At 69.2% G+C, this 12,893-nt stretch carries 11 protein-coding genes and 1 rRNA gene; 10 read left to right on the forward strand and 2 right to left on the reverse strand.

Annotated elements, in window-relative coordinates; genetic code table 11:
- Window positions 1–37 precede the first annotated feature (37 nt).
- From ACZ7OO_RS21095 to ACZ7OO_RS21135, 9 genes are all read left to right on the forward strand, one after another.
- Window positions 38–640, forward strand: coding sequence for a TetR/AcrR family transcriptional regulator (locus tag ACZ7OO_RS21095; RefSeq protein ID WP_471506488.1), 603 nt, complete (start codon window positions 38–40; stop codon window positions 638–640).
- 291 nt (window positions 641–931) lie between these two features.
- The gene (locus ACZ7OO_RS21100; RefSeq protein ID WP_471506455.1) at window positions 932–2,299 is read left to right on the forward strand and encodes a S53 family peptidase; all 1,368 of its coding nucleotides are present in this window, start codon (window positions 932–934) and stop codon (window positions 2,297–2,299) included.
- Between the two features lie 415 nt (window positions 2,300–2,714).
- Entirely contained in the window at window positions 2,715–4,025 is a 1,311-nt protein-coding gene (locus ACZ7OO_RS21105; protein ID WP_471506457.1) for a S53 family peptidase, read from the forward strand.
- Window positions 4,026–4,384: 359 nt separating this feature from the next.
- Window positions 4,385–4,693 (forward strand): hypothetical protein, encoded by a 309-nt coding sequence (locus ACZ7OO_RS21110; RefSeq protein ID WP_351328461.1) that lies wholly within the window; start codon window positions 4,385–4,387, stop codon window positions 4,691–4,693.
- A 141-nt stretch (window positions 4,694–4,834) separates the two neighbouring features.
- The gene (locus ACZ7OO_RS21115) at window positions 4,835–5,668 is read left to right on the forward strand and encodes a DUF8175 domain-containg protein (protein WP_471506459.1); all 834 of its coding nucleotides are present in this window, start codon (window positions 4,835–4,837) and stop codon (window positions 5,666–5,668) included.
- Entirely contained in the window at window positions 5,658–7,013 is a 1,356-nt protein-coding gene (locus ACZ7OO_RS21120) for a hypothetical protein (protein WP_471506461.1), read from the forward strand. Before ACZ7OO_RS21115 ends, ACZ7OO_RS21120 begins: the two co-directional genes overlap by 11 nt.
- Window positions 7,010–8,569, forward strand: coding sequence for an SCO6880 family protein (locus ACZ7OO_RS21125; protein WP_471506463.1), 1,560 nt, complete (start codon window positions 7,010–7,012; stop codon window positions 8,567–8,569). The genes ACZ7OO_RS21120 and ACZ7OO_RS21125 overlap by 4 nt, the downstream gene beginning before the upstream one ends.
- A 14-nt stretch (window positions 8,570–8,583) precedes the next feature.
- Window positions 8,584–10,002, forward strand: coding sequence for an ATP-binding protein (locus ACZ7OO_RS21130; protein WP_471506465.1), 1,419 nt, complete (start codon window positions 8,584–8,586; stop codon window positions 10,000–10,002).
- A gap of 13 nt (window positions 10,003–10,015) precedes the next feature.
- Window positions 10,016–11,512, forward strand: a complete 1,497-nt coding sequence (locus tag ACZ7OO_RS21135) for a type IV secretory system conjugative DNA transfer family protein (RefSeq protein ID WP_471506467.1) — start codon at window positions 10,016–10,018, stop codon at window positions 11,510–11,512.
- On the opposite strand, the gene ACZ7OO_RS21140 is transcribed toward ACZ7OO_RS21135, so the two are convergent.
- Entirely contained in the window at window positions 11,509–12,078 is a 570-nt protein-coding gene (locus ACZ7OO_RS21140) for a GNAT family N-acetyltransferase (RefSeq protein ID WP_471506490.1), read from the reverse strand. The two genes, ACZ7OO_RS21135 and ACZ7OO_RS21140, sit on opposite strands and share 4 nt — an antisense overlap.
- A gap of 104 nt (window positions 12,079–12,182) precedes the next feature.
- On the opposite strand from ACZ7OO_RS21140, the gene ACZ7OO_RS21145 reads away from it, so the two are divergent.
- Window positions 12,183–12,734, forward strand: a complete 552-nt coding sequence (locus tag ACZ7OO_RS21145) for an isochorismatase family protein (protein ID WP_471506469.1) — start codon at window positions 12,183–12,185, stop codon at window positions 12,732–12,734.
- 66 nt (window positions 12,735–12,800) lie between these two features.
- Here the strand turns inward: ACZ7OO_RS21145 and rrf are convergent.
- Window positions 12,801–12,893: ribosomal RNA gene (gene rrf / locus ACZ7OO_RS21150) — 5S ribosomal RNA — on the reverse strand; the annotation flags it as partial.

A 12,893-nucleotide genomic window follows, 5' to 3' on the forward strand; every position in this document is an offset into this window, starting at 1 on the left:
TGACAACAAAGCTGGCATCGCCAACATCCGGGTTACGATGATCCCCATGCCGCAAAGCCGCCCCTACCACCACGGAGACCTGCGCGCCGCCCTGCTCACCAGCGCCGAGCGCACCCTGCGCGAGAAGGGTGCCGCCGCGCTCTCCCTGCGCGAACTGGCCCGCGACATCGGCGTCAGCCACGCCGCACCCGGCCGGCACTTCAAGGACAAGCAGGCCCTGCTGGACGCGCTCGCGCTCAGCGGGTTCGACCGGCTGAACCGGAGCCTGGCCGCGGCCGCCGTACCCGACGCCCCCCTCGAGACCCGCGTCACCGCGCTCGCCCGGGCCTATCTCACCTTCACCATCGAGAACCCCGAGCTGCTGGAGCTGATGTACGCCCGCAAGCACGACCCGGACATCGACAGCCGACTCGCCGACGCGGTCGAGCTCTCCATGGGTTCCTTCGTCCGGCTGGTCGCCGAAGCCCAGCAGCGCGGCGAGATCGTCGAGGGCGACCCGGAGCACCTCACCCTGGTCGCCGCGTCCGCCGTCCACGGCCTGGCCACCCTGGTCGCCAACGGCGCACTCCCGGCGGCCGAGGCGCTGGCCGGACTGGACGAACACGTCCACCTCCTGCTGCACGGCCTCAAGCCCCGCTGACGCCGGCTCAGCCGTCCGCATCCAAGGCCCGGTACGCCCGATCAACGCGCATTGAGGCCCCACTCGGCCACGCCTCGGGTCAACCGGACCCCAATTTCCGGCCATCCGGGCCCCAATGATCAGTAAGCCCCGGCCGCCCCTCGGTAACGCAGGAGTCAGGATTCCGAAACCCGTCTTGTTGTCGCGTACCCAACAAGGCGATGGTCGTCGCGGGCCGCCGCCCCCACCGGCAACCACACCGGTGGCTCCCCACTCGCAGGCCTCTGTCCCCCTCTTCCAGGAGGCTGTACGTTGCGTACGACCACCCCCACCACCCCCCACATACGCGGCAGATGGCGCCGCGTCGGCTCGGCGGCCGCGGCCACCGCCGCGCTGCTCGTCGCCGGTTTCGGCACCGCGGCGCACGCCACCGCGGCCACCGCCACCACGACCCACAAGGTCAGCGCCAAGGCCATCGCCGCTCAGGTCGCCAAGGCCCATGTGCAGTACGAGAAGGCCGGCTGCGGCGCCACCCCGAAGAAGGGCTTTGCCGCCTGCGACGCCCTGCGGGTCACCGGCGGCACCACCGCATTCATGGAGAAGCAGGCCGCGCTCAAGGGCGTGACCCCGAAGGCCGTCAAGCCGAACGCCGCGTCCGACTCCCCCACCGGATACGGCCCTTCGGACCTCCAGTCGGCCTACGGTCTGACCTCCGCCGCCTCCTCGAACGGCTCGGGCGAGACCGTCGCCATCGTCGACGCCTACGACGACCCGAACGCCGAGTCCGACCTCGCGACCTACCGGTCGTACTACGGCCTGTCGGACTGCACCACCGACAACGGCTGCTTCAAGAAGGTCTCCCAGACCGGCTCGACGACCTCCCTCCCCTCCGCCGACAGCGGCTGGGCCGGTGAGATCTCGCTCGACCTCGACATGGTCAGCGCGACCTGCCCGAACTGCAACATCCTGCTCGTCGAGGCCAAGTCGGCCTCCGACGCCAACCTGGGCACCGCGGTGAACGAGGCCGTCAAGCTGGGCGCCAAGTTCGTGTCCAACAGCTACGGCGGCTCAGAGTCGTCGTCGGACACGTCGTACGACACCTCGTACTACAAGCACGCGGGCGTGGCCATCACCGCGAGCGCCGGTGACAGCGGCTACGGCGCCGAGTACCCGGCCGCCTCCCGGTATGTGACCGCCGTCGGCGGCACCGCTCTCAAGACGTCCTCCAACAGCCGCGGCTGGACGGAGAGCGTCTGGAACACCAGCTCCACCGAGGGCACCGGCTCCGGCTGCTCCGCCTACGACGCCAAGCCGACCTGGCAGACCGACACCGGCTGCACCCAGCGCATGATCGCCGACGTCTCGGCGGTCGCCGACCCGGCCACCGGAGTCTCCGTCTACGACTCCTACGGCGCCGACGGCACCGGCTGGAACACCTACGGCGGCACCAGCGCCTCCTCGCCGATCATCGCCTCGGTCTACGCCCTGGCCGGCACCCCGGGCAGCAGCGACTACCCGGCCCAGTACCCGTACGCCGCGGCCGGCACCTCGGCCCTGAACGACGTGACGAGCGGCAGCAACGGCTCCTGCACCACGTCGTACTTCTGCACCGCCACGACCGGCTACGACGGCCCGACCGGCTGGGGCACCCCCGAAGGAACCGACGCCTTCACCGGCTAGGTCCCGGCAGAACCTCCCCGTCGGGTCACGGGGAGCCGCCACCGTGAGGGGGACGTGGGGTTCCTCTCGGCGGCACGGAAAGGGAAACGGGTCACGGCAGCCGGCCGTGACCCGTTTTTCGCAGCTTGAGCAACTCGTAACACCTAAGCAAGTCCCGTGAACAGCCTGTGTGTTGAGTCAAGCGTCCGCCACCCGCAGGACAACGGGCGGCCATCGAAGGGCCACGCGAACGCCCCGTTCGGCAATACGGAAGTCATGATTCCCGTAGCCCCTTGTTGTCGCGTACTCAACAAAGGATTCTCTTCGCGGGCCGCGGCCCGATCGCCGGGGAACCCGTACCGGCGGTCAACCGCACCAGCTCGCACCCGCACCGCCCCTGTTCCAACCCCGTACCGGAACTCAGGAGGCTGCACGCATGCGTTCCACTCCCCCCAACAGACCGTCCATACGCGGTGGCTGGCGCCGCATCGGCACAGCGGCAGCGGCCACGGCCGCGCTGCTGCTCACCGGATTCGGCACCGCCGTCCAGGCCGACGCGGCACCTTCCGTCTCCTCCGCCAAGGTGACCTACACCGCGACCCCCTGTGCCACCCCCAAGCACAAGGGTGAACTCGCCTGCAACTCCTACCGCGTCACCGGCGGTCTCACCGCCTACCAGAAGCAGCAGGCCGCGAAGACCGGCATCACCCCCAAGGCCGCCGACGCGTCCACCCCCTCCGGCTACAGCCCGACCAACCTCCGGTCGGCCTACGGCCTGACCTCCGCCGCCGCCTCCAACGGCTCGGGCGAGACCATCGCGATCGTCGACGCGTACAACGACCCGAACGCCGAGTCCGACCTCGCGACCTACCGCTCGTACTACGGCCTCTCCGCCTGCACCACGGCCAACGGCTGCTTCAAGAAGGTCAGCCAGACGGGCTCGACGACCTCGCTGCCCACGTCCGACGCCGGCTGGTCCGAGGAGATCTCCCTCGATCTCGACATGGCCTCCGCGATCTGCCCGAACTGCAAGATCCTGCTCGTCGAGGCGACCAGCGCCACCATGGCCAACCTGGGCAAGTCGGTGAACGAGGCGGTCACCCTGGGCGCGAAGTTCGTGTCCAACAGCTACGGCGGCTCCGAGTCCTCCTCGGACACCTCGTACGACTCCTCGTACTTCAACCACACCGGTGTCGCCATCACCGTGAGCGCGGGTGACAGCGGCTACGGCGCCGAGTACCCGGCCGCCTCCAAGTACGTGACCTCGGTCGGCGGCACCAAGCTGTCGACGTCCTCCACCACTCGTGGCTGGACCGAGACCGTCTGGAACACCAGTTCCACCGAGGGCACCGGATCCGGCTGCTCCGCCTACGACGCCAAGCCGACCTGGCAGACCGACACCGGCTGCACCAAGCGCATGATCTCGGACGTCTCCGCGGTGGCCGACCCGGCGACCGGCGTCTCCGTCTACGACTCCTACGGGGTCACCGCCGGCTGGTACACCTTCGGCGGCACCAGCGTCTCCGCGCCGATCATCGCCGGTGTCTACGCCCTGGCCGGCACCCCGTCCAGCGGCTCCTACCCGGCGAAGTTCCCGTACAGCTACGCGGGCACCTCGTCCCTCAACGACGTGACGAGCGGCAGCAACGGCACCTGCACCACGTCGTACTTCTGCACCGCCACGACCGGCTACGACGGCCCGACCGGCTGGGGCACCCCGGAGGGCGTCACGGCCTTCGCGGGCTGAGCACTCCTGATCCGTCCTCAGAAAGCCTGTGGGCCCCGGCCGATGCCGGGGCCCACAGGCCGTTTCCGTATGAGTACCGTGAGAACATCGTCTCGACCCGTCACCCGACCAGCCGCCACAGAACGTGCCAGGTCGCGAAGGGGGTCAACGACGGAACCACACGACAGGTTCCGCTCAGGCCTCATTGCCCGGCGTGACCTGCCGTGATACACAGAGTGACCGTACGGGCCATTCGTACGAAACCCGCCAATCGATGACGTCAAGTCGACATACTCCGGCGACGTTTTCGGCGAGAATGAGGCGTGACCTCTGCACCCGGCAGGGGCGAACGGAACTATGCACCAGGGGCGGTGACTTACGTGTTCTATGCGGCCGACAAGGGAGACATCAACACCATCATCGGCGGGATCGCTCCGGACTGGGGCCCCTTCGGCAGCCTGGGCAACGAGGCGAAGACGATGATCCAGGTGGTCATGGCCGTCGCCATCCTGCTCTGCCTCGGCATCGCCGTCTGGGGCGCCGCCAAACAGCGCATCGGCGCCACGGCTCTCCGCGACACCTTCAGTGCCGAACAGGGCAAGGGCCTCATCATCGCCGGACTGACCGGAGTCTTCATCATCGGCTCACTCGGCACCCTGTTCACGATCGTGTACGGCATGGCCGTCTAGCCAATCTGCACCTCCCTTTCCCCCGCTCCGAGGTTGCGTTTCCCTGATGTCGAGTCACCACACCGCGCCCGCGCGGGAACCAGCACGGCTACCGTCGTACTGCTACGCGTTCCGGTACGACGTGGAGGGGGAGTACGCGGCATGAGCCTCGGAGACGAGCCCGGCTACCCGGATACGGGCCACACCCGCACCCACCTGCCCGAGAGCGACCCGTACGGCGGCGCCTCCCGCCGCGGCGGCCGCTCCTCCTCCAGAAGCCTGGTCACTGTCGTCGGCGTGGTCGTCCTCCTCATCGCGGCCATCGCCTTCGCGAACAGGGGCGGGGACGGCAGCTCGTCGTCGGCAACGGGCGACGCGAGTGGCAGCGGGGGCGGGCCGACGACCTCGTCAACAGCGGCGAGCGGCACAAAGCCGGTGGAGACGAAGAGCAACGAGGGAATCCCCACCGGGTTCGCGCACACTTCGCAGGGGGCGCAGAGCGCGGCGGCGAACTACGCGACGGTGCTCGGCTCCGACGCCATGTTCAACACCGTCGAACGGCATGCGATCGTGCAGACCATCGCCGATCCCGCCACCAGGAACAACCTGCAGTCCGGATTCGACTCCGACTACTCCGCCGACTTCCTCAAGAAGGCCGGCCTCACCACCGACGGCACCGCGCCCACGGGCAGCACGTTCGTCAGCCGCACACTCCCGGTCGGCACCAAGGCCACCTCGTACAGCGACAGCGCGGCCACCGTCGAGGTCTGGTGCAACGGCCTGTTCGGCATCGCGGGCACCACCTCGACCAACCCCGTGACCAGCAACTGGTTCACCGTCACGATGAAGCTCAACTGGAGCGGTGGTGACTGGAAGGTCCTGGAATCCAGCCAGAAAACCGGCCCCACCCCGGTCACCGGTGACAACCCTGTCTCCGGGTCCGACGAGATCAGCAAGGTGGTCCAGGAGTTCGGAGGGTTCACCTATGCCCGCTAGCCAGCACCGCGCACTCAGGCTCACCGCCCTGGTGGCCACCGTACAGGCCTCCGCCGTCATCCTGGCCACTCGCGCCTTCGCGGCTCCCACCCCGAGCGCCTCACCTTCCGCGAGCCCCTCTCCCACGGAGAGCGGCGGCAACTGCGCCGGAATGACCGGTCCCTCCCTGCAGCTCTGCGAGAGCGGCTCCGGCGGCAGCAGCGGAGGCGGCTCCACCACCAACCCCCTCACCTCCACCCTCGACCCCCTCTCCTCCCTCGCCCAGGGCTGCGCCAAGGCCGCCTCCTGGACCGTCGACAAGCTCAGCGGCGCCGTGAAGGAGACCGCCAACGTCGACTTCACCAACCAGAAGTTCCTCCAGCAGTACGCCGTCGTCTTCGCCGCGTCGACGATCCTCACGCTCCTCCTGTGGCTGCTGGCCGTGGCCAAGCGGGCCGTACGCGGGGTCCCCCTCAGCACCGCCATCTCCGAAGCCATCGGCTTCCTCTGGCTGACAGTGCTGGCGTCCGCCTTCACGCCCCTGATCCTCTACACCGTCGTATCGGCCACCGACGGCGTCTCCGACGTCCTCGCGAAGACCACCGGCAACCAGACGGACACGTTCTTCGGCACCTTCTCCGGCGCCCTCAACAAGGGCGGAGACATCGGCGGCGGTCCGATCATGCTGATCGTCGTCTCCCTGGTCAGCATCCTCGCCGCCGGAGTGCTGTGGCTGGAGCTCGTCATCCGGGCCGCCCTGCTCTACGTCGGCGCCCTCCTCGGCACCGTCGTCTACGCCGGTCTCGTCGACAAGAACCTGTGGGGCCACGTCCGGCGCTGGGCCGGCATCATGATCGCCGTCATCCTCGTCAAGCCGGTCATCGTGATAGTGCTCGGCCTCGCCGGCGCCCTGTCCTCCGACGGCGGCCCCGACGCCTTCTCCGCCGTCGTCTCCGGCCTCGCCATCATCCTGCTCGCCATCTTCGCCAGCGCGATGATTTACCGCTTCGTCCCCGGCTTCGGCGACGAGATCGCGGCCGGCCGCAGCAACCGCATCATGCAGGGCGCCGAGAGCAAGGCCGCCGCCGTCATCAGCAGCCCCGCCAACCTGGTCGCCCAGGGCATCAGAACGCACAGCGCCCGCGCCGACAACAACGGCGGCGGGGGCGGCGGTTCCGCCTCCTCCGGTGCCCGCCCGTCCAACCCGGCCTCGGGCGGCGTCGCCGCGCACAGCACGCGCACCCCGAACAGTGGTGGCGGCGGAACTGTCCCCTCCGCCGCACCCGCACCCCGCGCGCCCAGTCCGGTGAACACCCCGCACGCAGGCAACACCCGCAACAACAGCTCGGGAGGTGAAGGGCGTTGACGACCGAGTCCCATCTGTCCCATCCGGTCACGCCCCGCCGTACGTATCTGATCGGCCGCGCCCGGCCGAACGCGATCGTCGGCCGGAACCGTGAGTCCGGCGAGATCGTGCTGATCATCGCGGGCGCGTTCCTCGGCATGATGTGCGGGCTCCTCGTCCCGGTCCTGTCCCTGCGGATCGTGCTGCTCATGGGCTTCCCGCTGCTCGCACTGGCGGCGGTCTACGTGCCGTACAAGCGCCGTACTTTCTACAAGTGGTTCGAGATCAACCGCAGTTACAAGCGCACCCTGCGCAGCGGCACGGTCTACCGTTCCACGGCCGCCGAGGCCGGCACCCGGATCGACGGCCGTGAGGTCGAGATCGGGCCCCCGCCCGGCATCGGCCGTATCTCCTGGCTCGCCGCCCCGTTCGGCCCGGACGAGATCGCCGTACTCCTCCACGCCGACCGCAAGACGGTCACCGCCGCCATCGAGATCGAGGGCCCCGGCGTCGGCCTGCGCGACTCCGAGGACCAGGAAGCCCTCGTCGACCGCTTCGGCACCCTCCTCAAGCACGTGGCCAACGGCGACGGCTTCGTCACCCGCCTCCAGATGCTCGCCCGCACCCTCCCCGCCGACCCCGACGCCCACGCCAAGGACGTCGCCCAGCGCGGCAACGACAAGGCCCCGGAGTGGCTGTCCCGCTCCTACGACCAGCTCCAGTCCATGGTGTCCACCAGCAGCGAGCAGCACCGCGCCTACCTCGTCGCCTGTATGCACTACTCCCGCGAACTGGCCGCCGAGGCCCAGGCGATGGCCCGCGCCGCCCGCCCCCAGGGCGGCCGCAAGCTGGACCGCGACGCCGGTCTGGCGGTCGTCATGGCCCGCGAGCTCACCGACATCTGCTCCCGCCTCCAGGAGGCGGACATCCGCGTCCGCCAGCCGCTCGGTCAGGGCCGGCTCTCCTCCCTGATCCACTCCATGTACGACCCGGACCACCCCATCGACCACATCCAGGCGATGACCCAGCGCAACGCCTGGCCGGCCGAACTGGACGCCATGGAGCCGACGTTCCTCCAGGCGAAGACCCGCGAGTCGAGCACCCGCGCGCCCTGGTGCCACGCCACGGCCTGGGTGAAGGAGTGGCCGATGACCCCCGTCGGCGTCAACTTCCTCGCGCCCCTCCTCGTCCACACCCCGGACGTCATCCGCACGGTGGCTGTGACGATGGACCTCGAACCCACCGAGGTCGCCATCGAGCGCATGCTCACGGAGAAGACCAACGACGAGGCCGAGGCGTCCCGCGCCGCCAAGATGAACCGGACCGTGGACCCGCGCGACGTCGCCGCCCACAACCGCATCGACCAGCGCGGCGAGGACCTGGCCAGCGGCGCGGCCGGCGTCAACCTGGTCGGCTACATCACCGTCTCCTCCCGCACCCCGGAAGCCCTCAACCGCGACAAGCGCACCATAAGGGCGTCCGCCGGAAAGTCGTACCTCAAACTGGAGTGGTGCGACCGTGAGCACCACCGCGCCTTCGTGAACACACTTCCCTTCGCCACCGGAATCCGAAGGTAGAGGCTGATGCGCTGATGAGGGACCCGCTGTCCGTCCTCACCGAAGCCTTCACGTCCTTCCTGTTCGGGAAGGTCGAGACGACCCGCTCCCCGGTCCGCACCTCCACCGGCCAGGCCCAGGCCGTCTACCTCCCCACGGCCGCCCCCGGCCTGGGCGACTCGGGCGTGATCATCGGCCGCGAGGTGTACTCCGGAAAGGGCTACATCTACGACCCGTTCCAGCTCTACGGCCAGCAGCTCCCCGCCCCGCACTGGCTGGTCCTCGGCGAGTCCGGCAACGGCAAGTCGGCCCTGGAGAAGACCTACGTCCTACGGCAGCTGCGCTTTCGCGACCGCCAGGTCGTCGTCCTGGACGCCCAGGGCGAGGACGGCGTCGGCGAATGGAACCTCATCGCGGAGGAGCTGGGGATAACACCCATCCGGCTCGACCCGACGGCGGCCCTGAACCACGGCATCCGGCTGAACCCGCTGGACCCGTCCATCACCACCACCGGCCAGCTGGCGCTGCTCCGCACCATCATCGAAGTCGCGATGGGCCACGGCCTCGACGAACGCTCGGGCTTCGCCCTGAAGGTCGCCCACTCGTACGTCAACGAGACGATCCTCGACCGCCAGCCGGTCCTGATGGACATCGTCGAGCAGCTACGGCACCCCGAGCCGGAGTCCGCGGAGGCGATGAACGTCGCCATAGACGACGTACGAGCCTGGGGCCTGGACGTCGCCCTGGTCCTGGACCGCCTGGTCGACGGCGACCTGCGCGGCATGTTCGACGGCCCCACGACGGTGGGCATCGACCTCGACGCCCCCCTCATCGTCTTCGACCTCTCCCACATCGACCGCAACTCCATCGCCATGCCCATCCTGATGGCGATCGTCGGCGTGTGGCTGGAGCACACCTGGATCCGCCCGGACAGGAAGAAGCGCATCTTCCTGGTCGAAGAGGCCTGGCACATCATCAACAGCCCCTTCGTCGCCCAGCTCTTCCAGCGCCTGCTGAAGTTCGGCCGACGGCTCGGCCTCTCCTTCGTCGCGGTCGTCCACCACCTCTCCGACGTCGTCGACGGCGCGGCGGCGAAGGAGGCGGCGGCGATCCTGAAGATGGCGTCGACAAGGACGATCTACGCCCAGAAGGCGGACGAGGCCAGGGCGACGGGCCGGGTACTCGGCCTCCCCCGCTGGGCGGTGGAAATCATCCCCACCCTCACCCCCGGCATCGCCGTCTGGGACGTCAACGGCAATGTCCAGGTGGTCAAACACCTGGTCACCGAGACGGAACGCCCACTCGTCTTCACGGACCGCGCGATGACCGAGTCGTCCGCCGACCAGCTCGCCACCGCCGACGACGCCCTGCGCGCCGCCGAACTGGAGGCGGAGCAGCGGGCGGCGGCCTTCGTCGAGCAACACCTCGGCGACTCGGAATCCACGGTGGCGTAGGGAGGACCCGATCGTGAGACCGGACCCCCGGCAGGAACGCGAACAGCAGGGCGGCGGCATCCCCGACGGCCTGCTGATCGCGATACTCGCGTTCCTGCTCGGCATCACGGTACTGGTGTGGACGGCGACAGGCCTGGCTGCCTGGTTCTCCCACGGCACCTGGCCGTCGACCGTCAATCTCTCCCACACTCCGCTCGCGATGCGCCACCTCATCGGCGAACCGCACGACATCACCGGTGCCTGGCCGGACACACCGGCGGCGCACCTGTCCGGGTGGGGGCTGTTCTGGGGCCTGTTCATCGGCCAGCTGATGATCCTGACCGTCCTCACCGTGTTCGTGATGGGGACGGTGGCGAGATGGCGCGCGGGCAGGAAGAGACAGGCGACGGAGCCACACAGGGCGGCGACGGCTCCGTTTCCGGAGCCACGTGCAGAACCGGAGCCGAGCAGGACACCCACCGCACCGGAGCCGGCCGTCCCGGAAACAGGGATCGAACACACGGACGGCGATCAAACCAGCACGGCCCCCAACGGGTTCTACGGCCCCCCCTCTTCGAACGGTGACCGGATGGACGGATGGGCGGGGTGGGCGAAAATCCACATCGCGCCCAGGGATACCCGCCACGCCACCGCAACCCAGGCCATACAGGACGCAGCCGGCCCCGCCCTCATCGTCACCTCGAACCCAGCCCTCTGGTCCGACACCAAGGACGCCCGAGCCAAACTGGGCCCAGTCCTCCTCTACGACCCGAACCACCTCTGCGACACCCCGGCCCGCTTCCACTGGTCGCCCACGGCCAACTGCGAGGACAAGCAGACCGCGATCCTGTGCGCCCAGGCACTCCTCACCCCCGTGAAACCCACCGCCAAGATCGACCAGGCGGTCACCGACACGGCCGAAACGCTCCTGCGCAGCTACCTCCACGCCGCCGCCCTGGAGAACCGCACGATCCGCCATGTCCACCGCTGGGCACAGGGCACGGGCGTCCAGGACGCCGTACGAACCCTCCGCACCCACCCGAAGGCGGCCCCCGGCGCCGCCGGCGAACTCGAAGCCGCGCTCACCTCCCACCCCGAACGCCGGGACATCGCCCAGGAGTTGACTGCCCGGGCACTCGCCGCCCTCTTCACGGTCAACGTCCGCGAGGCCTGCACACCCAACCGATCCGATGCACTCGCCCTGGATTCCTTCGTGGCCGAAGGGGGCACGCTTTATGTGGTCGGTGAATCCATCGAGGACCCCAGGACCAACCCCGGCGCGATGCCCCTCCTGACGGCCCTTGTCTCAAGCGTGGTCGAGCGCGGCCGGCGCATGGCCGAACGGTCATCCTCCGGTCGGCTCGACCCACCACTGACCCTGGTCCTGGACGACGTGGCGGCCGTGGCCCCGCTCCCCCAGCTCCCCGACCTCCTCACCACCGGCACCGAGCAGGGCCTGCCGACCCTCGCCCTGCTCCGCTCCCACGAACAGGCCCGCTCCCGCTGGCCACACCGGGAACTGCCGGTCTAGGCAGATGCCGGGGACGGCCACTCCAGAACGAACTCCACCTCGTTCTGCACCTCGTCCTTGAAGAACGGCACGAGTACACCGCTCGGCACGAACCCCGCCTTGCGGTACGCCCCCTGCGCCCGCACGTTCTCCTCGTGCACCAGCAGCCGCACCCGCTCGGCGCCCCGCTCCCGCGCCCATGCCACACCGGCGTCGAACAGCGCCTTGATCAGCCCGCTCCCACGGTGCTCGGGACGCACGAACACCCCGACGACGTGTCCCTGCCGCCGCTCGACCGGAGCCCCGGCCCAGTCCGTCGACCCCGCCTCCTCGATGAGCACGGTCAGACTCCCGGCCCACACCCCGTCCGCCGCCTCGGCGATGAACTGCCGCGCACCACTGGGCTCCTCGGCCGACCGCGCGGCCCGCTCCTGGTAGAACGAGTCCGGCCGGGCGACGGCGTCCTCGTAGGTCTCCAGAAACGCGATCCCCGCAACCGGGTCCCGCAACGCGACGAGCCTCAGCCGCTTCACGGCCTCCCACTCATCGGCCCGTATCGCTCGAACAACGTAATCACCGCTGGTCATCGCACGCATACGGCCACGGTAGCCGCCACCAACCGCCCCGTTCACCTCGTTTACGACGCTCGCCCAAGGCCCCGTTGTCAGTGCCTGCGCCTACCGTGGACGCCATGACGACTCTGCAGAACCGCCCGAACACCGCCCTGCTGATCGTGGACGTGCAGAACGGGGTGGTGGACAGCTCCCACAACCGCGACGAGGTCATCGCCAACATCAACTCCCTGATTACCAAGGCCCGTTCCGAGGCGGTTCCGGTGATCTGGATCCAGCACTCCAGCGACGAACTGAAGCCGGACAGCGCCCCTTGGCAGTACGTCCCGGAACTGACCCGCGAGGAAGCCACCGAGCCCCTCGTCCACAAGCGCTACGGCGACTCCTTCGAGGACACCGAGCTGGAGTCCGTCCTGGCCGAACACGGCGTGGGGCGCGTGGTGGTCACCGGCGCCCAGACCGACGCCTGCATCCGCTCCACCCTGCACGGCGCGATGGTCCGCGGTTACGACGCCACGCTGGTCGGCGACGCCCACACCACGGAGGACCTCACCGCGTACGGCGCGCCGGCCCCGGAACAGGTCATCGCGCACACGAACCTCTACTGGCAGTGGCAGGAGGCCCCCGGCCGAAAGGGCGGCACGGTCGACACAGCGGACGTGACGTTCTAGCCGGACAATGCCCATAAACGCGAAAGAGCCCCACACCGTGAGGTGTGGGGCCCTTTCTCAATATTTGTTCGGCGGTGTCCTACTCTCCCACAGGGTCCCCCCTGCAGTACCATCGGCGCTGTAAGGCTTAGCTTCCGGGTTCGGAATGTAACCGGGCGT

This window comes from Streptomyces sp. NPDC111744 (assembly GCF_055634995.1).

Excerpts from the sequence above, each read along its gene's own strand:
- ACZ7OO_RS21095 (WP_471506488.1), top strand. The coding sequence starts at position 38 with ATGATCCCCATGCCGCAAAGCCGCCCCTACCACCACGGAGACCTGCGC.
- ACZ7OO_RS21105 (WP_471506457.1), top strand. The coding sequence starts at position 2,715 with ATGCGTTCCACTCCCCCCAACAGACCGTCCATACGCGGTGGCTGGCGC.
- ACZ7OO_RS21115 (WP_471506459.1), top strand. The coding sequence starts at position 4,835 with ATGAGCCTCGGAGACGAGCCCGGCTACCCGGATACGGGCCACACCCGC.
- ACZ7OO_RS21120 (WP_471506461.1), top strand. The coding sequence starts at position 5,658 with ATGCCCGCTAGCCAGCACCGCGCACTCAGGCTCACCGCCCTGGTGGCC.
- ACZ7OO_RS21130 (WP_471506465.1), top strand. The coding sequence starts at position 8,584 with ATGAGGGACCCGCTGTCCGTCCTCACCGAAGCCTTCACGTCCTTCCTG.
- ACZ7OO_RS21140 (WP_471506490.1), bottom strand. The coding sequence starts at position 12,078 with ATGACCAGCGGTGATTACGTTGTTCGAGCGATACGGGCCGATGAGTGG.
- ACZ7OO_RS21145 (WP_471506469.1), top strand. The coding sequence starts at position 12,183 with ATGACGACTCTGCAGAACCGCCCGAACACCGCCCTGCTGATCGTGGAC.